This is a genomic window from Geminocystis sp. M7585_C2015_104, assembly GCA_015295805.1.
Lineage (GTDB): Bacteria > Cyanobacteriota > Cyanobacteriia > Cyanobacteriales > Cyanobacteriaceae > DVEF01.
The window spans coordinates 21,740-40,629 of record DVEF01000028.1 but is presented as its reverse complement, the minus strand read 5'-3'; the positions used below and the strand labels follow the sequence as shown (position 1 = coordinate 40,629).

The 18,890-nt window shown below is 43.7% G+C and carries 12 protein-coding genes; 3 read left to right on the top strand and 9 right to left on the bottom strand.

Annotated elements, in window-relative coordinates; all coding sequences use genetic code 11:
* Positions 1-410, top strand: a 410-nt coding sequence (locus IGQ44_03270) for a proline--tRNA ligase (GenBank protein ID HIK36997.1), incomplete at its 5' end; no start/stop codon positions are given.
* A gap of 3 nt (positions 411-413) precedes the next feature.
* A complete protein-coding gene (locus IGQ44_03265) occupies positions 414-935 on the top strand; it encodes a late competence development ComFB family protein (protein HIK36996.1) in 522 nt (173 codons plus the stop codon).
* Positions 936-1,429: 494 nt separating this feature from the next.
* Here the strand turns inward: IGQ44_03265 and IGQ44_03260 are convergent, their stop codons facing one another.
* Together IGQ44_03260 and IGQ44_03255 are read right to left on the bottom strand one after the other, a co-directional pair.
* On the bottom strand, positions 1,430-1,690 hold the full coding sequence (locus IGQ44_03260; GenBank protein ID HIK36995.1) for a hypothetical protein: 261 nt from the start codon (positions 1,688-1,690) through the stop codon (positions 1,430-1,432).
* Positions 1,691-1,953: 263 nt separating this feature from the next.
* A complete protein-coding gene (locus tag IGQ44_03255) occupies positions 1,954-2,157 on the bottom strand; it encodes a hypothetical protein (GenBank protein HIK36994.1) in 204 nt (67 codons plus the stop codon).
* 216 nt (positions 2,158-2,373) lie between these two features.
* Here IGQ44_03255 and IGQ44_03250 point away from each other — a divergent pair, with 216 nt between their 5' ends.
* Positions 2,374-5,568, top strand: coding sequence for an alpha-mannosidase (locus tag IGQ44_03250; GenBank protein ID HIK36993.1), 3,195 nt, complete (start codon positions 2,374-2,376; stop codon positions 5,566-5,568).
* Between the two features lie 450 nt (positions 5,569-6,018).
* Here IGQ44_03250 and IGQ44_03245 read toward each other — a convergent pair whose 3' ends face one another.
* The 7 genes from IGQ44_03245 to IGQ44_03215 form a co-directional block, all read right to left on the bottom strand.
* Positions 6,019-7,305, bottom strand: coding sequence for a purine-binding chemotaxis protein CheW (locus IGQ44_03245; GenBank protein HIK36992.1), 1,287 nt, complete (start codon positions 7,303-7,305; stop codon positions 6,019-6,021).
* 1,441 nt (positions 7,306-8,746) lie between these two features.
* The gene (locus IGQ44_03240) at positions 8,747-10,267 is read right to left on the bottom strand and encodes a tetratricopeptide repeat protein (GenBank protein ID HIK36991.1); all 1,521 of its coding nucleotides are present in this window, start codon (positions 10,265-10,267) and stop codon (positions 8,747-8,749) included.
* Positions 10,268-10,708: 441 nt separating this feature from the next.
* Positions 10,709-11,833 (bottom strand): chemotaxis-specific protein-glutamate methyltransferase CheB, encoded by a 1,125-nt coding sequence (cheB, locus tag IGQ44_03235; GenBank protein HIK36990.1) that lies wholly within the window; start codon positions 11,831-11,833, stop codon positions 10,709-10,711.
* A 78-nt stretch (positions 11,834-11,911) separates the two neighbouring features.
* On the bottom strand, positions 11,912-13,366 hold the full coding sequence (locus IGQ44_03230; GenBank protein ID HIK36989.1) for a methyl-accepting chemotaxis protein: 1,455 nt from the start codon (positions 13,364-13,366) through the stop codon (positions 11,912-11,914).
* Positions 13,367-13,411: 45 nt separating this feature from the next.
* Entirely contained in the window at positions 13,412-15,997 is a 2,586-nt protein-coding gene (locus IGQ44_03225; protein ID HIK36988.1) for a hybrid sensor histidine kinase/response regulator, read from the bottom strand.
* 159 nt (positions 15,998-16,156) lie between these two features.
* Positions 16,157-17,314, bottom strand: coding sequence for a response regulator (locus tag IGQ44_03220; protein ID HIK36987.1), 1,158 nt, complete (start codon positions 17,312-17,314; stop codon positions 16,157-16,159).
* A gap of 131 nt (positions 17,315-17,445) precedes the next feature.
* Positions 17,446-18,714 carry a response regulator gene (locus IGQ44_03215; protein ID HIK36986.1) on the bottom strand — a complete coding sequence of 423 codons (1,269 nt, stop codon included), beginning with the start codon at positions 18,712-18,714 and terminating at the stop codon, positions 17,446-17,448.
* Positions 18,715-18,890: the final 176 nt, after the last annotated feature.

Here is an 18,890-nt window from a genome sequence, read left to right as displayed (position 1 = left end):
TTATAATGGGGTGTTATGGTATTGGTGTCTCCCGTCTCGCCCAGGCGGCAGTTGAACAATCCCATGATTCAGACGGTATTATCTGGCCTGTGGCTATTGCCCCCTATCATGTTATAATAGTAATCCCAAATGTCACAGACCCCCTGCAGGTAAAGGCGGCAGAAGACATCTACCATCGTCTCAATGAGGCAGGCATCGAAACTCTTTTGGATGACAGAGACGAAAGGGCAGGGGTAAAATTCAAAGATGCCGACTTGATTGGCATACCTTATCGTCTTGTTACGGGGAGGGCAATAAAAGAGGGTAAGGTAGAATTGGTAGAAAGGGCAACTAAGTATTCTCAACTAATCCCTATTGAGGATGTAGCTGGGATATTACTCCAAAAAATCAAAGCCAACTGCCATAACTAGCATATGTCTGAAAAGCCATTACAAACCTACAAAAATGTGATGGAGGAATTCGTAGAGGAGGAGATTAAATACCAGATAGCTGTAGACAAGAATTTGGCCAAAAAAGCCTCCTACCTCAATCTAGTAGAGGTGGCTACCTTTGCCCTAAACCGCCTCCCCTGTTATTATGCCTCCTCCGTGGAGGGGGTGGAAAGACAACGACGGCAAATTAAAGAGAAGAGGGATTTGAAACAAAAAATCTCCTTCGTAGTCACCCAAGCCTTTGCCGCTGTTGAAAGGGACCCCCTCCGGCGCTCTACTCCCATAATAGAAGAAAGACAGGATCTCATTCAAGAGGCAAAAGAAGTTATTTCCCGTCTGGATACCCAATCCTGTAGACAGGAGTTGTCTTGGATTGTCTCCTTTATCGAAACCTTTTTGATTAACCTGAAAAATCAAGCCCTTTCCCAGGAAGAAATCATCAAATTTTATTACCTACTCTACTACTATTGGCAAGAAGGTGAAGAGGAAAAAAAGAACAAATAATTTCCACTTTTTGCAATGAAGCCACAAGAAACATATTTAGGAGGTGATGTGCCATTATAGGTGACGGTATTTTGCCAAAACAACGTATGGTGTTGCTTATTGTAAATTAAACAAATAACTAATCGTCTTATAATTCCGTTAGCCAAAGATACGTGATGAGGGTTGTTACTACTGTCAGGGGAAAACCAAAATGAAAATGTTGCCAAGAATACAGTCTACAATCCCCCTTTCGCTCCTTCTGCCATAATCAAATTAGCCACTGAATCAAATAGGATAAAACTTCTCGCTAGGGTGGTACTACCGCTTGATGGTAGTCACCTTCCCGGTGATTTCTCCTCCACGATTCCCTGTCAATAACACCACTGGCACAAATCTGCCGTTGCTATTACCAAATTCAAATTATTATTCGGCCAATCTACCATAAAACCGAGAATATTAAAATTTCATACCCAGGGAGTTAAAATAAACAAACCAGAAAACATAATCTACAATGGTCAATGGATTTGTTTAAAGACTTTTTCCGGGTTTATCCGACGAGTAATTAGCAGCATTGTGGCGCCCAGAAATGCTACTTCTGTTATGGGTAATACCACTACAAAAACCGTCAAGGTAGCCGCAGCCATTTGCAGGTTTTTCGCTGGGAAAAGAAACACCGTACTTTGGCCTCTTTCTCCTCTTTCCGGGCATAACCACCACAGTAAACTAAGCTGGATTGCCAAATCAGCTAAGGCAGGAAAAATTAGAGCCTTTGCCAACTATAAATAACCTATTCCCGACAATGGGCTTACTAAAGTATTCTGAAGATTACCACTAATTGTATTGTAGCTAATGGGCCCATTATAAAGGATAGAAAACTGGATTTACCCCTAAACTGTCAGTTAATTCTAGAATAAAGGGTGTCATTTGAAAATAAGGTAGATAAAAACCCCGTCATGGGAGTTGGCGGCACTATCAGTCTAAAAGGTGTTAAAACAATTCTTTATAAATACTGTGTGCCACCACTGAAAATAAACTATAATTAATTTAAATTGCCATTAATTGTCATCACATTCAGCCAAAAAATGATAGTATTCTCATCAATTGCCTCCCAAGCCTCCCATAATTTCAAACCCTCTAAACTAACCAACAAACCAGTGGTAATCAAGGCAATTGTCGCCCGGTTAACCCGAAACGCTGGTAAGTATTCTAAGGCTAAAGCTAAATGACTGCCAATGACAGTCAATACCCCCAATCCAAAAGGTATATCTTGTCAGTGTTTCATATTATTGCCAAACCTTGCCCTGTTAAAAGCTTATATTGTAGCTACTTTTAGAAACCAAAGAAACCTGTAAATCTCTCCTCTACTGCTACTAGAAAAGTCGATGGCTGTCTAGGCTTGAAACTCAGAATGGAATTCAGAAAAATAACAAGATATAAAAAGTAGGGAAAACACAATATTATGGCAGAATACATCACCAATAGACTGAGAAGGTTAACAGAGGTGGAACTTCAAAATAACTGGTTTTTTTCCGATATAGATTACCAGTGTATACCAACAGAGATAGACAAGGAATGGCAGAAGGCCAAAGTCAACGACAAAGGATATCTAATATGGGAAAAAGGCAGAAAAATTAGATGGTTTGCCCAGAAAATTATCATCCCCCATAGTCTCAGTGAAGGATACCCGGTGATAGGATTAGATTTGCGATTGGCCTTGACGTGGTGGGCGGAGTCGGCACGGGTTTTTGTCAACGGGAAATTGAGGGTGGAGGGAGATTTGTTTGACTCATCCTGTAGGTTTTTAGTAGCAGAAAATGTCCAGGAGAATCAGGAATTTTTTATCGCCCTTCGCTTGGTAAGCCCAAGTCATGATAACGGTGGTTTGATGCTTTCTCGTTGCATTTACGAAGCTAAAAAAGGCAAGATTGACCCCAGTTTTGTGGCTAATGAATTAACTATACTATATAAATACCTTCAAAGTTTTTACCCAGACAAGGAAGCAGAATTTGAAGAGGCAATTGGTAATATAAACTGGGGTTGTGTAGACAATCAGGGGTTGTTTAACCAGGAATTAGAAAACCTGAGAAAACGGCTACTACCCCTATCTAAATACATCAAAGAGAGAAACTTTTGTCTACTAGGACATGCCCACTTAGACTTAGCATGGCTTTGGGATATTGAAGAAACATATGAAGTGGCAGAGAAGACTTTTAATTCTGTATTAAACCTTCAAAAAGAGTATAAATACCTGGTATTCGGCCACACAACAATCTACTTGTATTCCTGGCTATCCCAAAAACAACCCCATCTGTTTAGACAAATTCAACAAGCCGTAACTGAGAAAAAATGGGAAGTGTTAGGGGGAATGTGGGTTGAAGCAGAGGTGAATCTGATTGGAGGGGAATCTTTGGTTAGACAGCTACTGTATGGGCAAAAATATGCTTTCTTATTGTTTGGGAAATACTGCAAAGTTGCCTGGCTAATAGATAGTTTTGGCTTCCCCTGGCAACTACCACAATTTTTACAACAAGCAGAAATAAAATACTTTGTTACAGGCAAATTACACTGGAATGACACCAACTTCTTCCCCTATGGTTGTTTCTGGTGGGAATCCCCCGACGGCAGTAGAATTTTCACCTTGATTTCTCCCCCTAATGTGGCAGGAGTCATGGATACTAATCCTCTCACCATGACTGATTATGGCATCCAATGGGAAAAACAAACGGGATTAAAAGATATTTTCTGGCTACCGGGAGTAGGAGATCATGGAGGTGGCCCCACCCGTGATATGCTAGAAATGGCACAACGTTATCAGCAGTCTCCCTTTTTCCCAAACCTCCAATTTGTCACCGCCGAAACTTTCTTGGACAAAATCAGCAACTCCCCCTCTACTGACTATCCCATATGGAAAGACGAACTCTATTTAGAATTCCATCGTGGCTGTTACACCACCCATGGTGACCAGAAGTATTTTAACCGTTATAGTGAAACTTTGCTATACCAAGCGGAATTATTTGCCACCATCGCCACTATCTTGAAACAGAAACATTTCTTGAAGCAACACCATTTTTCAGCCAACTCCACTGAAGGAGATTATAGTCCCAACATTATAGAGTCTCTTTGGCAAAAGGTATTAGTCAACCAATTCCATGATATATTACCCGGTACTTCTATTGCCCCTGTTTTCACCACTGCCAATAGGTTGTGGCAAGAAGTCATTACCACTGCCAAGACAATTATCACTCAAAGTCTTAAATCCATCTCCGCCTATCTCCCTCCACCTCCCCTTGATTGCCTGCAGGAAATAGTAGTTTTTAACAGTCTCAATTGGCAAAGAGGAGGGGTTGTAGAATTAGACTTAAATAAAGACATAGAAAAAGACAAGACAAAACAAATTCTAAAACACCAGTGTCAGGTATATGACGCCGAGGGTAAACCAGTATTAACAGAAGTCACCCCGGAAGGCAAACTGCTATTTTATGCTGACAATATCCCTAGTATTGGCTATAAAACCTTCTATCTGCTTGTTGAGGATGACTTGGTCGATAACCTAAAATTACCCGCCAATATCCTGCCTCATAACCCAATGGAATTTATCTTAGAAAACCAATATCTGAGAGTCACTATTAACCCCTCTACCGGTAATTTAAGTCAGATTTTTGATAAAGTAAACCAAAAAGAGGTGTTAGCCGCCGAGGGAAATCAGTTACAATTGTTTGAGGATAAGGGACAATACTGGGATGCCTGGAATATCAATCCAGAATATAGAAAATTCCCATTGCCATCCCCAAGAATAGAAGAGATTGAATGGCTGGAAAAAGGCAAGTTAAGACAGATAATTAGGGTCAAAAAAACCTATAATCGCTCCTCTTTCACCCAGGACTATATACTAGAGTATAACTCTCCCCTGCTAGAGATAAGAAATGAAGTAGACTGGCAAGAAGACTACACCCTTGTCAAAACAAAATTTCCCCTTACTGTAAAAAACGACTTTGTAACCTATGAAATTGCCTGTGGCAGTATTCAAAGAAGAGTGATAGATAAGGCAGTTACCCCCTTCGACAAAGCCAAATGGGAAGTATATGGCCACCGTTGGGCCGATTTAAGTGATAATCTTGCTGACTATGGGGTTAGTCTCCTCAATGACTGTAAATATGGTTATTCTGCCACTTCTTCTGAATTACATCTGACACTTTTGCGTAGTCCAAGATGGCCAGATGCCACCGCCGACAGGATGACACACCAATTCCGGTATGCCATCTACCCTCATAGGGGGAGTTGGCAGGAGGCAAAAACAGTAAGAAAAGGCTATGAATTCAATCAACCTTTTTGTTGTTTCCTCCCCACCAACAACAATACCAACAACAAAAGGCAACCCTCTCCCCTTGCCTACCAGGGGGAATTTATAAGTCTGGGGGATAACAGTCTAATCTTAATGGCATTTAAACAGGCAGAAAACAGTCCAGACAAGTATATTCTAAGACTGTATGAGAGTGAAGGCAAAAAATGCCAATTAAAAATACAAAACAATCTAGGTTTGGCATTTTCCCACGGGGTAAACCTGCTGGAAAACCATACCTTTAATGAGATGCCCCAGGTGATTCAACCCCATAAAATAGTCAGTTTCCTATTTAAGACAAACTCTCCCGGTTAAGACTACCAACACCCCATTTTACTCCTTTATAATAACCCAAGTTGCCACCTACAGGAAATTTTGAAATAATAAAACAACCACCCGCAAATCCATGGTAAAAGGTGTGCAATGACTTAACTTTAAATCACCCCGTTAAGTTATAACAAATCAATATCAATGACGAACCCCAAGCCAAAACATCATTGTCATATAACATGCCTAGGTTATGCTTGCCGATGACGGGTTAGTAGGTTATAGGTGGCAACCCGGGTTAAAATATACCACCATGTCCCTCTACCGGTTTTGCCAATAAAGTCTTGAAGTCTTGACTTTAATTTACTCTTGTTGGCATTTTTTCACTTCTTCTTTCACAACATATTTGTCAACATTTGTTACACAGTACTTCCTCCTAGGATTATGCGAATGATTATCATTCGTACACGATCAGCTTCCCCAATAACCCCCACCCTCCTAAACCGCTTCATCCACAATCAGCTTGCCACTACTCATGATTTCTGCTAGGTTGATAATGGCTAGCATTTTCTCTTGATAGGGGATTACCCCCTGTAAATACTCCTGCTGGATTTTAACCTCTTCACTCCTTTCTCCCTTTTGTAACTGTTGAGGATTAATCATGGCAATTTCCTTGATTTCGTCTACGACTATGCCGGCTACAATCCCGTCTACATTCACAACTATTGCCGGTGTTTCTTCTGTCAAAGAAGTTGGTGTTAAATTGAATTCCCTCCTAATGTCTATTAGGGTAATCACCTCCCCCCTAAGGTTAATGTTACCCACCACAAACTCAGGGGTGCAGGGGATTGGAGTGTATTTCTTGAATTTTATGAATTCCCTCACCAGGGATAATTCTACTCCGAAATACTCTTGGTTTAGACTAAATACGGCAACGGGTTTTAAACCGGTGAAGTCTTTGAATTGTATTGATTGTCTCAAACGGCTTGCTCTTTCTCTGAGTATCCTCTTCTCATCCTCTGTTATGTTGGGGAAAAAGTCTGTTTTTCTGTATTTTCTCTGCTGTTGACTTTCCTCTGTCTCTGTGGTTGTGTCTTCTCTTCTTTCCCCTTTCTCCACCCCATCGGCAGGCAACTGAAATAAGTCTAATTCTAGAGATAGTGTTTGGGATTCTACATATCTTAGCAGCTTTTCTGTGTCTAGCAAAAAGATAATCTTGTCTTCCTTTTTTGCTACACCCTTAATAAACTTCTCCTGTTTAAATTCCTCACTTCCCCTGTCATAAGGCAACTCGGGAGTGATGTTTTCCTCCTCAATTATGCCTACATCATCTACATGGTTAGTTATTAATCCCACTTTTAATTCTTCATGCCTTACCACTACAAGGGTGTCACTTATTTGGTATCCATTCGTCTCATAGCCAAAACGAATATTTAAATCCATTATTGGCAGAATTTCCCCTCTTAAGTTTATCACTCCCACCATGTCTTCCGGTGCGTCGGGAATTGGTGTCAATTCGGGGATAAAAAATACTTCTTGAATTTCCTCTGCAGGCAACCCATAAGTTAAACTACTGTGGTTGAAAATTAGATAGTAAGCCATTTCCCTCCTCCTACAACCGCCGCTAGCAACTATTTTTCTGCTTATCAGCCTAAAACATTTTTTAACTGTGTTAGCCAGTTTGTTTCCCCTGGCACTTTTGCTTAAAATACCCTGTGACTGTCTGACTGGGTGGGAAAGTGAGTCTTTTTTGCCATCCTTGCCATCAAGGAGAAACAATTCCAACTAGTCAATCAACCACCTCCCCTCTGTGTCAAGCAAATAGCTAGTCAATAACCTTATCCCCCCTTTCATCTACTTAACCCCGCAACACCTCCTAATTCAATTCCCTCATATAATTAGCCCTCTTCTATCATAAAATCATCTCTCTTCTAGCCGAAACACTTTTTAACTAACTCCAGATGGTATTAGCCTGAAACGTTTTATAACCGTCTCTATTTCGGCTTATCATGGCATCCAGTGTAAACATCTCGTTGTTTCCTGCCTCCTCTTCAACCTATCCCCCTCCATCAGATAGTCACCTCCTTCGGAAACACTTTTTAACACCACCCCCCATGGCATTAGGCAAATTAAACCTTGTCAAACAATCACTTTTTGCCTCTAACTTATATCTTACTGCTTTCTGCCATTAGGAAACAATATCATTCCCCTTGATGCCAAAACATCTTTTTTTCAACTTGCGACCATATTACCCCCTCCTTACAAACACCTTCTAACCCTTTTCAGTTTTTAGTTAGCGTCTCCCAGTATGTATGTCGCAATAATATCATTTAATTCCATCAGACACAGTCGCCTTTCTCCTAGCCAAAACCTTTTGTAATTCTGTCAAATCCTCACCTTCTCCCACCCCAAAACTATAACCTCCTGTAACCATCTCCACAAGTAGCTTTCCTCGGTATCACGCTGATGTGTCTTACTGTTTTCTACTATGCCAAATATTGTTTAACCTTATAATCTGTTGTAACTGGGTAACAAACCCTTTTAGCCTCTTGTAAACTAGTCTGTTGTAAATCACGTCAACCACCCAGCCGAATGTCATTTAACCTGTCTAATTATTTCACCACTTAGCCGGATAATCACCTCCCCAGCTGAGACACCTTCTCACCTTGGCGTTAGTTAGGCTGAAACCTCTATCAATAGTGTCAAGCAAATCACTCTGCGGCAGAAACCATCTCGGCAACAATCTCGTTTAATCCTCTCACACCATCACTCTCCTCTAGCTAAAACTTCTTTCAATCTTGTCAACAAGTAGATTTTTTTTTTAATAGTCTCCCCCATGTGTGTCATTTAGTTCTGTCGGGAAATGGATAATGTTAGAATCCGTTTAGGGTTTAACACCTTTTAACTGTCTTAAACCGCCTCCCTCGTCAGATTAAAACCCCTTTTGACTTACTATCTTAAACAATCACCTCCCCACCCACTGTGTTAATTAGCCTATTGTGCCACTTTCCGGAATGTCTCATTGTTTCACTTCTACTTATTAGTTATACTCCCATGCTAGGAAATAATCTCTCTCAGCAAGAGAGTCTCCCCTGGTATTTGACTAAAGCAAACTATAGCCATTTATTTCTACCATTGGGCTTGTTATGGTGTCAGAATAATAAAAGTGGCAGTTAGTCAGCCATGGTTTCATATATAGCCTGTGTTATAGCGAAACCCCTCGCCATTAAGCCGAAATGTCTTGTAACTGTCTCAACAAGTCACCTACAGAGATGTCATCTAATTCTTCTATCTTGTGATTCTTTGGCATCCTTTCTAAAATTTTTAAGGCTGTGTTTCTCAATTTCTTACTTCTGTCCATATCCCCACTATTTTGATATAAATTTGCTAGACTAAGATAGGCCATAAAGTGATCTGGTTGGAGATAAATAACTCTCTTTAAGGCTTCCTTGGCTTCTTCTATATTCCCCTCTTCCTCCTCTATTTGTGCCAGGAGTAAATAGGGTTTTACTTGCAAATTGTCTAAAGACATAGCGGCGTGACACCATTTCCTAGCAACATCATACCTGCCAAGATTGGCATTGATTTCCGCCATCAAATAGGTGGCAGTATAATGGTGAGGGGATTGTCTTAAAATGGTCTGTAACTTTTTTTCGGCTAGGTAATAGGATTTTTGCTGAATTAGTCTTCTAGCCTCCGCCAGCAATTCCTCCTCCACAAAAGTGATGGGAGGTGGAGGGTTGATAATTGGTTTGGGGGAATTGGCGGGGGGGATAGCCATAGTTACTAGCGGGGATGGAGGTGGGGATTGGGGTGTAGAAAATCTAAAAGTTTGGGGTTTAGGCTGAATTGTAGTGGTGTTTGTCTTGGAGACGCTGACACTGGCTGCGGGTAATTTGCCACCACGGCGTTGATATACTACCGATTCTGGGAAAATTTTCGTTTGAAAGACTTTCACCTGATTGTTGCTCAATTCTGCATGTCCTGTGATTAAATAACCATTGGGTCTGAGGGTGTTATAAAATTTCATTACCACCTTATCAATAGCCGTCTCGGTGAAGTAAATAAACACATTCCTACAGATAATTAAATCCATGTCACTCAATCCCATCTCGGCATTTGGCATCTCATCCCTAACAAGATTGAATTGTCTGAATCTCACCAATCGTTTTATTTCTTCATTCAGTTGATAGTAGCCTCCCAGATTCTTGAAATAACGCCGTTTTATTTCCTCTTCCACCTGTCGAAATGACCACGTATTATATAGTGCTTTTTGCGCTTGTTTTAGGGATTCCCTGTTAATGTCTAGTCCTATAATATCAACTTGCCAGTCTTCCCAATCAGGTATTAATTCCCTTATAAGGATAGCCACAGAATATGGTTCCTGTCCAGTAGAACATCCCGCACTACAAATACGTAACGTTTTTATTCTCTGATTGTTGCGGATTAATTCGGGTAAAATCACTTGTCGTAGCAGTTTAAATTGTCCTTTATCCCTAAAAAAATAGCTTTCTTTATTAGTTATTAGACATACAAATCTTTGCCATTCCTCTTCGCTTTCGCTGGTTTCAGACGCCAATAATTCGTAATAGCTTTCCGGGTTTGGCAGGTTTAATTCCCGCATCCTATTTATTATACAATCCCCCATTGCTCCGTAGTTTTGACTTTTTATTTCTATCCCCGTCTGTTGGGCAATAAGGCTGACAAACTCCTCTCTTAGCCTTGGAGAAATTATTTCTGTATTCATTTTCTCGCCTCTTTTTAACCCTTTTTTACCTTCATCTCCCTTTGGATGAAATTTCTGACATTTACTCTAACATAGTTCCCCTTCACCCTTACTTTTTCTCTTTACCTTTTCGCCGCCCGTTTGCTTCTCCTTCCTCCTTTCCACACCTCTTACTTCAGTTTACCCCTTTTTCTCATTTTTGAATCTCTTTTAACTTTTGTTTTACTTTTAGCCCTCCTCTTTTCCTTTTCCCCTTGACATTTTCTCTTTCAAGAGATAAAATGGTATTCGGAGGGGGCTCCTGCCCTTTTTTGTTTACTTAAAATTACTTAAATAGTTTTTGTTACAAAAAAGAGGGGGAAGGGAGAGGGATAGAGAGATTTTTGGGGGGGAGGATGTTACAATAAGCTAAACATTAATTAACAAAAAAAAGGGGGGAAGAGGGAGAGTAGTAAAAAAAGACTAAACACCACTTAAGGAATCGGGAGAGGAGAGAAAGCCACGGGATTGGAGAAGTTTAAGGAGATGAGGGGCGATGTGGGGGAGGGGAAGGACTTTGTGGACGGCACCGAGTTTGATGGCTTCCTGGGGCATGCCAAAGACGATAGAGGAAGATTCGTCCTGGGCGATGGTATAACCGCCTTTTTGTTTGAGGGTGAGAAGGCCTCTGGCACCGTCTCTGCCCATGCCCGTCATTAAAACGCCTACGGCGGAGGGGCCATAGTAGTGGGCCACAGTTTCAAAGAGAACAGTAGCGGAGGGGTTGTGGTTGTCTACGGGGGTGTCATCGCCGCAGTAAAATCGTCCTTGGCCGTCAATTCTAAGATGCATTCTTTCCGGGGGGAAGTATACCTTGCCGGGTTGTGGTTTTTCCCCTGTTTTTGCTATTACCACGGGCAGAGGGATATTACCCTGCAACCACTCCAAAAACCCCTTCAAAAAGCCTGTACTAATGTGTTGGACGCAGAGAAGAGGCACCGGGAAATCCGCTGGCAGACTGCCTAACACCTCCTGAAAGGCCTGGGGGCCCCCCGTAGAAGCTGCCAGGGCCACCACTGCTATTGGGCTCGTACTGGACTGTGTTGCTTCTTGTAACGGCGTTGCCGGGGGCTTGTGGACTTTGACCGGTTTTTCCCAGGGATCCACCAGTCTTATTCTAGCAGGACGAACCCTTTTTGTGAAGACCTTGACCCCTGCAATTACACGGATTTTCTCCAGTAATCGCTCGCGGATAGAGTCGTATTCTTGTAGAGTCCCACTAGCAGGTTTGGGGAAGATGTCTACGGCGCCGGCTTCTAGAAGTTGGAATATATTATTCTCGTCGTCTTCTTGAATACAGCCGCTGATGACCAGGATGGGCACCGGGTTGGTGGTCATTATCTTGTGGATTAACTCCAACCCGTTCATCCTCGGCATCATCAAGTCGGTGCAGACAATGTCTGGTTTCACTTTGGACAGCAATTCCAGGGCTTCCACCCCACTCCTCGCCGTGCCCACCAGTGTCATATCCTCTGCACTTTCAATAATACGTCTTATTATGGTGAGGGCTACGGGAGAGTCTTCCACTAGTAGTACTTTGATGGTCATAGGGGCGGTTAGCCGCTGAAACCTTGCTACTCGGCCTTTGTTACCTCCTATTTTTAGTTTAAGACAATGGAGGAATCATTAGATCATGGACTCCAGATTTTTTGCGGTGGCACTTAACTGGGCAGTACCTGCTCCTACCTGGGTAATGCTAGCGGCGGCCTCCTGTGCCCCTTTATTGATGGCCTCCATGGCCTCCAAAACTTGTTCTACTGCCTTGCCCTGTTGACGGATATTGAGAAGGATTTGTTGGTTATTCATGGCCACAGTGTTGATGGCTTCCACAATGGAAGAAAAGGCCTTGGCCGTGTTTTCCGTGATGGACATGCCGGCATTGGCAGTTTTTGTGCCTTCGTCGGTTACCATTACGGTGGTATTAATGGCATTCTGGATATCTGTTACTAGTTGACCAATATGCAAGGCGGATTGACGACTTTGTTCGGCTAGTTTCCGTATTTCTTCGGCCACCACGGCAAAGCCCTTTCCATATTCCCCGGCCCTCACTGCCTCCACTGAGGCGTTTAGGGCTAGCATGTTGGTTTGTTGGGCTAAATCGTTTACCAGAGAGGATATACTGCCGATTTGACTAGTTTGTTCGGAGAGACGGACAATTTGGTCGGCGATGGCGCCCACTTTGTTCTTCAGGTCTATCATAGCGGCCACCGTCTCTTCTACAGAATGATTCCCCTGTTGGGCCAACCGTAGTACCTCTTGGGCAGCGGTGGCGGCGGCGGCGGCTTGTTCTTCTGACTGGTGTGCCGAGGCCCTCAACTGGTCCATGGTGGTGGTAGTCTCATTCACTGATGCCGCCTGTAAACTGGCCGTTTTCTCCTGTTCCTCCATAGAGGCGGCAATTTGGGCGGCGGAGGCAGAAATTTGAGCCACCGCCTGTTGAATTTCCTGGGCAATGGCTTTAGCAATGTTGTTGGCCAGTACCAGACTAAAACCACCACCCCCAAAAATCCCTACCAGGGTTATCAGTATAGCTATATTTCCTATCAATTCAGCCCGTTTGCCAATGGACTCGATAATTTCATTTTCTGCCTTTATTATCTCATCCGCCTTTTCATCCAAACCGGCCGCCCTTATCCCTTTTATTTTTTGAACAGCCTCTTGGGTTTTGCCGGCGGCCAGTAATTTCATCACCTCATCTGTTCCTTCTGTTAACTCCCCTAATTGCTTCTCAAATTCTGTCCATAGTTCTTTTATTTTCTCCTCTCGTATTTCCGCCAGGGCAAGGGGGGCATGTTTTTCAATTTTCTCTCTTGCTTTCCCATAAGTCTCCTGATAAGAAGCCAATTCTTCTGGGAAGAGGGCGGCACCCCTGGCTGCTCGTAAAGCGCGAGAGGCGCCTATTACTGTTTCCCTCATATTTTCTATTACCCTATTGGCACGAGCTAGGTCTTCTCTTACGCTATTGTTCAATTGGACAACAGTACCGATGACTATGCCGAACAACACTAATACCCCCAGCGGGAGGGAGTAGCCGCGGAGTATTCTGTCCTGTAGTTTTTGGGATTTGAATAGGCCTACCATAGTTTGTGTCAGTCCTTTTTATGTAGTATTTATTTTACAAGTTAATTATATAAGTCTATCAAGGGTTTCCAGGAGAACATCCTGGTTGAATTGCCCTTTTACTATATAGGCATTAGCTCCGACTTGGGCTCCCTTTCTCTTGTCCTCCTCCTTGGCAAGGGAGGTGACAATAATTATAGGGACTTCCCGGAATTCAGGGTGTTGACGCACCTTGGCTGTGAATTCGAGCCCATTCATATTGGGCATTTCGATGTCGGAGATGATGGCATCAACCTGTAGTCCAGACAGCAGTTTGTTGTAGCCGTCGACCCCATCTACGGCAATAACCACCTCGTAACCGGCCTTCTCTAGGATGCGTTTTTCTTGGGTGCGCACGGCTATAGAATCTTCTACTAGTAATACAACCGGTTTTCGTTCCCTTGGCGCCTCTTCTGAGACAACTGGGGTGAGAGGGGTGGTGGTGTGGCGGACAGATTTGACTAAGTCGTGGGGATTGAGAATAATACACACGTCGCCATTACCCAAGATAGTTGCCCCTGTGACATTACGCACCCTCTTTAACAGCCTGCTTTGGGGTTTGACTACCACATCCAACACCTGTTTGCAGTCATCCACCTCGAAGGCCATCATTTCCCCCTCTACCTGCAAGATTATGGCTTTTTTGAGAGTGGCTTGTTGTTGTGTTCGTCTTTTCTGTTTCTGGTTGCTGGCAACAGTGGCAGGTAATTGCAACAAATCGGCCATTTTCACCAAGGTTACCGGTTGTCCTCCCACAGAAATAGTGGGCCTGCCCTCCAGGGTGTATATTTCTTCCGGTTTTATCAGTAGGGTTTGGACGATGGCATCTGTGGGCAAGGCGTGAACTATTCCCTGTACCTCAAAAAGCATTACATTTAGACTGGAAACAGTACTGGGAACAGTTATGCGGAAGACAGTACCTCCACCCGGGGAGGATTCAAGGGAAATGTTGCCCTTTAATTTTTCTACATTATTTCGTAATACATCAAGTCCTACACCTCTACCGGAAATTTCTGTGACGAAGCTACGGGTGGAGAAACCGGGGAGGAAGATAAGGGCGCGTAGTTGTTGGGGTGTCATTTGCGCCAACTGTTCGGCGGTGTAGAGTTTTCGTTTGAGGGCGGTTTGTCTTATTTTGTCCAAGTCCAACCCTCTACCGTCATCCCCCACCTCAATCACCACATTACTCCCCGTGGCGGTGGCCTTTAGCCAGACTCTGCCCACTGGGTTTTTACCCTTTTCCTGTCTTTCTGCGGGGGTTTCAATACCATGGTCTACTGCGTTGCGCAATAGATGCAAGAGGGGATCTTTCATGTCTTCTAGGATTTGCTTATCCACCGTCAGTTCTCCCCCCTCCATCACAAATTCTACTTGTTTTCCCTGTTCAGCCGCCAAATCCCTTACCACCCGGGGAAACAGGAGAAAAATGGTAGATAGGGGCAAAAGCCTTAGAGTTCTAACCTTGTCATCTAACTCCCGGCAGATGGTTTCCAGACGACTGTTATTTTCTGCAATACTGGTTTGTAGGAGGGACACTAACTCGTCCAGACGGGCCCATACACCTTTTTGTCCTCCCCCTTTTTTCCAGCCTTCCCAGATGGTTTTTAAGTCTTTTATCCTTTCCTCGATGTGTGCCAGACTGGTTTTAGCCACCCTCAACTCCCCAGTGTGAATCATCAGGGCGTCTAAATATTGGGTGGGTACCCTGATGGTGTCCAGTTGTCTGTCACTTCTCCTACGACCGTAATACTGCCTTTTTTTCTCCTCTTCCTCATCCCCTTGCCCTTGTAGGTGCTCCAGTGTCCCTATAGCCTTCTCATAGTCTACTTGTATAGCAGCGCCGTTGAGGGCACATTGGCAAAGGGAGGAGACGACCTGGAGTGTCTGTTGAAGGGTTTTATTGGCTTGGAGAGGTAGACTTTTGGATTTTTGTTTGAAGGTTTCGCAAACCCCCCGAAACTTGTGGAGTATATTCTCAATAATATCCAGGCCCACAAAACGGGAGTCCAACTCAAAGCTTTCTATTTCCTTAATGAGTTCGTCAGGGATTTCCCAGTCCGGATTTTCCTCCAAGAGGGATAAATGAGCCTTTATTTTGTTTAGGTGCTCTTCTTGGGAGATGCTGTAAATCTCCCGCAGAGATTCATCCTCAATGAAGAGGGGAGATTGGGGAATGGGGGATGGGGGCTCGTGGGTGTAAGCCGTTGCGGCAGTAGAGGATGACGTTTGGGATTGGGGCAGGAAGGCTTCCAGAAGGCGGCTCAACTGGTCAGGGTTTACGCCACTGGCCTCGTCTGTCACCGCCTCGTGTACCAATTTTCCCAATGCCCCTACTACGGTGTACATGGCATCCCCCAGGTCTTTTGACCATTCTAGGGTGCCATTTTTCAGGCCCCCAAACAACTCTTCCAACTGGTGAGCCAGGGTTTCTACAGATTTTACCCCTACTACCCGGGAGTCCCCTTTAAGACTATGGGCCTCCCGCAGAAGAGTTGCCAACAACTCCTGGTTTTGGGGCTCCTTTTCCAGACTCAACAGCCCGGCTTCCAGATTTTGTACATGTTCCCCACCAGAAACCTGATATATTTCCCTTAGTTCTGCATCTTCAATCATTGTCTTTGACAAGGGTTATTGCTAATCACTGCCAATTCATTGCCAACAAGTGGCCGCCGGCATCCCCTTCCCAGGTCACGGGGAGCCCCTCCTACAGAGATCCTACAATTGTTTCCCCGTGGCGTAACAATTACTTAATCTTTTTTGACATACTGTCTGTCAATGGACTCCCGACTGTTTTGCCATGGGGATAGAAGACAGATAAAGATTAACAGTGGCAATCAACTTGTCGGCTACGGGGGGTTTAGGGAGAAAATCAGTGGCGCCGGCTAACTTAGCTTTGGTTTTATCTAAAGTGCCGTCTTTGGCAGAGAGGATAATAATGGGCGTATTCTGAAAAACGGGGCTTTCCCGTAAAAACCGACAGACACTGTGGCCACTAGCGTTAGGTAAGTTCAAGTCCAGTATAATCAGGTCCGGTTTATGCTCTAGTATTTTGCCCAACCCTGCCATTGGTTCGCTGATAAGTAAGGTGGCAAATCCGGCCTCCTGTAGAATTTTCTTGAGGGTTTGCAGTATTACAGGACTATCGTCAATACAGGCAATTAGATAATTGTCCCTGTTTTTTTCCCCCTCTTGACCCCTTTGGGCTTTTTTGACAGCATCGGCAGTGGTTTTTTCCCCTTCTTCTGGCGGCGGGGTTACAAAGGTAATCAGGCCCCTATTCCCCCAGTCTTTGAGGGATTTGGCCACCACCTCTATAGGCTGTTTTAGGGAAGCGGCTATGTCCCACATGGTATAGTTACCGTTGAGATAACCCCTTTGGGGGGCGTCTTTAAAAACAGTCTTCCCCTCCTCTGACAAAAGGGGCGCCAGGTTAGGTTTTTGCCAGCCTTCCTTCAACCACTGTTGACTTAGTCTAGTTACCCTGTTGTTAATTTCGAGGATTTCTGAGGGAGGAAGACTGAGGAAATAGGCGAAAGACGAAGAGTCTGTCTTTTCTCTCCCCTGCCATTCCAATTTCACCCCCCCACTGAGACACAATTCCAGCAGACATTCTTCCGTCACTTGACTTATAACAGACTTGGCCTGTGGCAGGGTAATTTCCTTTTTCACAACTCCCCGGCGTAGCAATTCATACTCCCACAATTGTCCTTCAAAGTACCCCGTGGCATACTGAGGGTATTTTGTTGCTACTGCCCTTTGCCAACGTCTCCTCCTTGTAAATTTACATACTGTATACTGCAACACGCCCCTGTGGAAAAAAACTGTTTTGGTGTCCCCATTTTTCTCTTGTAAAAGCAGTTTACCACTGGCTTTTTCCCGGTAAATGTTCTCTATCTTTTCCTGCCATTGAGACAAAAAACTACCTTCCATACGGGCCCTTATTTCCTCCTCCGTTTTACATTTCTCAATACTCTGTTAGGATTATAAACATAACGGGGAGGACTTCCAGTATAGTGTGCTGCAAAAAGAAAAAATGTGCTCCTCCGGGGAAGTATAAATTCCTAACCCGTAATCATCTGGTTTTTTTGGATTTTAGCGGGGAGATGTCTTTCAATTAGACTAAGTAATTCCTCCTCGCTGGCGGATTTATTGAGGAAATCAGTAGCCCCAACCAGTTTTGCCTTTGCCCTATCGACGGAACTGTCTTGGGCGGTTAGAATAATGATGGGGGTTTTGTGGAATACCGGGCTTTCCCGTAAGAATTTGCATACACTATACCCGTTGGCATTGGGCATGTTTAAGTCCAACAAGATTAAGTCGGGCTTATGTTCAATTAACTTAGCAAATCCCGCCATCGGTTCGTTTATAGCTAACACATCAAACCCTGCCCTTTGAAGGACTTTTTTCAGATTATGAACCACAATGGGACTGTCATCAATGCAGGCTATTAAGGGTTCATCTCCCCTCTTGGAAACACTTGGGGATTGTATTGTCACTTCAACATATTCTTCCTTTTCTTCTGGTAACAATACCGGTTTTTTCTCCTCTTTTACTGTTTGCTTTGCCGCTGCTGCCGTTGCGGAGGAATCTTCACTTCTGTTGGTATAGTCTTCAATTTCGATGGTCAAATCCGCCACTGGATTGAAGACAATTAGGCCCTTTTCTTGCCAGTTGAGTAGGGAAGAAACTGTGTTGTCCACCCTCTGTTTAGACTTCAAAGCTATATCCCAGATGGTATACTCACCACTGAGGTATTTTAGTTGCAGGGGGTTTTTCACTAGGCTTTTCCCCTTTTCCAACAAAACCGGCGCCAGGGAGGGCCTAATGAGAGTTAAACCACCCCTTATCCAGTTGTCTCTGATAGCCTCTACTTCTTCGAATACTGAGTGAGTATCCGTGGGTACTAGACTGAGGAAATAGGAGAAGGTGCTTTTAACCCTCTCTGTGGGGTGCCATTGTAACTCAATTTGGTCCTCAAGTGAAATTTCCAACAGACACTCTCTCAACACAGAGGCTATTATCTGCTTGGCATCTTCCAGGGTTATGGCTTTACCACTCACCCCCTGGTATAACAAATCATACTCCCAGGGTTGACAAGTCAAGACTTTTTTGGGATAATTCCAGTCGGGGACGAATTGACTGAGGGCCCTTAACCAACGTCTAACTCGGTGGACTGAGTCGGTTACATACTGCAGTCTGCCGGAAAGGAGGTAAAAGGTTTTTAGGGCATATTCCCCTCTTATTGTCAATTCCCCCGTAGCTTTGTCATCATACAGTTGAGCTAGTTTCTCCCTCAGTGTAGGGAGTATTTTTTCGGCATTTACGTCCATCTTTTACTCCTTTGGGTGTTACCCACGTCTACTGGACACCTATCCTTTCCCCGGAGAGATACCTCCAAGGCTTTTTTAACAAAGTCTTAAGTTTTTCTTCCCACCCCTATTTTACAATGCTGATGACGTCTTTGTGTTTTTTTTTTTGTTTGTAAAAAAAATTAATTTTACTTCAT

Bases quoted from the DNA above. Each gene is read 5' to 3' on its own strand.
- IGQ44_03265 (HIK36996.1), top strand. From the start codon at position 414: ATGTCTGAAAAGCCATTACAAACCTACAAAAATGTGATGGAGGAATTC.
- IGQ44_03250 (HIK36993.1), top strand. From the start codon at position 2,374: ATGGCAGAATACATCACCAATAGACTGAGAAGGTTAACAGAGGTGGAA.
- IGQ44_03240 (HIK36991.1), bottom strand. From the start codon at position 10,267: ATGAATACAGAAATAATTTCTCCAAGGCTAAGAGAGGAGTTTGTCAGC.
- cheB (HIK36990.1), bottom strand. From the start codon at position 11,833: ATGACCATCAAAGTACTACTAGTGGAAGACTCTCCCGTAGCCCTCACC.
- IGQ44_03230 (HIK36989.1), bottom strand. From the start codon at position 13,366: ATGGTAGGCCTATTCAAATCCCAAAAACTACAGGACAGAATACTCCGC.
- IGQ44_03225 (HIK36988.1), bottom strand. From the start codon at position 15,997: ATGATTGAAGATGCAGAACTAAGGGAAATATATCAGGTTTCTGGTGGG.
- IGQ44_03220 (HIK36987.1), bottom strand. From the start codon at position 17,314: ATGGAAGGTAGTTTTTTGTCTCAATGGCAGGAAAAGATAGAGAACATT.
- IGQ44_03215 (HIK36986.1), bottom strand. From the start codon at position 18,714: ATGGACGTAAATGCCGAAAAAATACTCCCTACACTGAGGGAGAAACTA.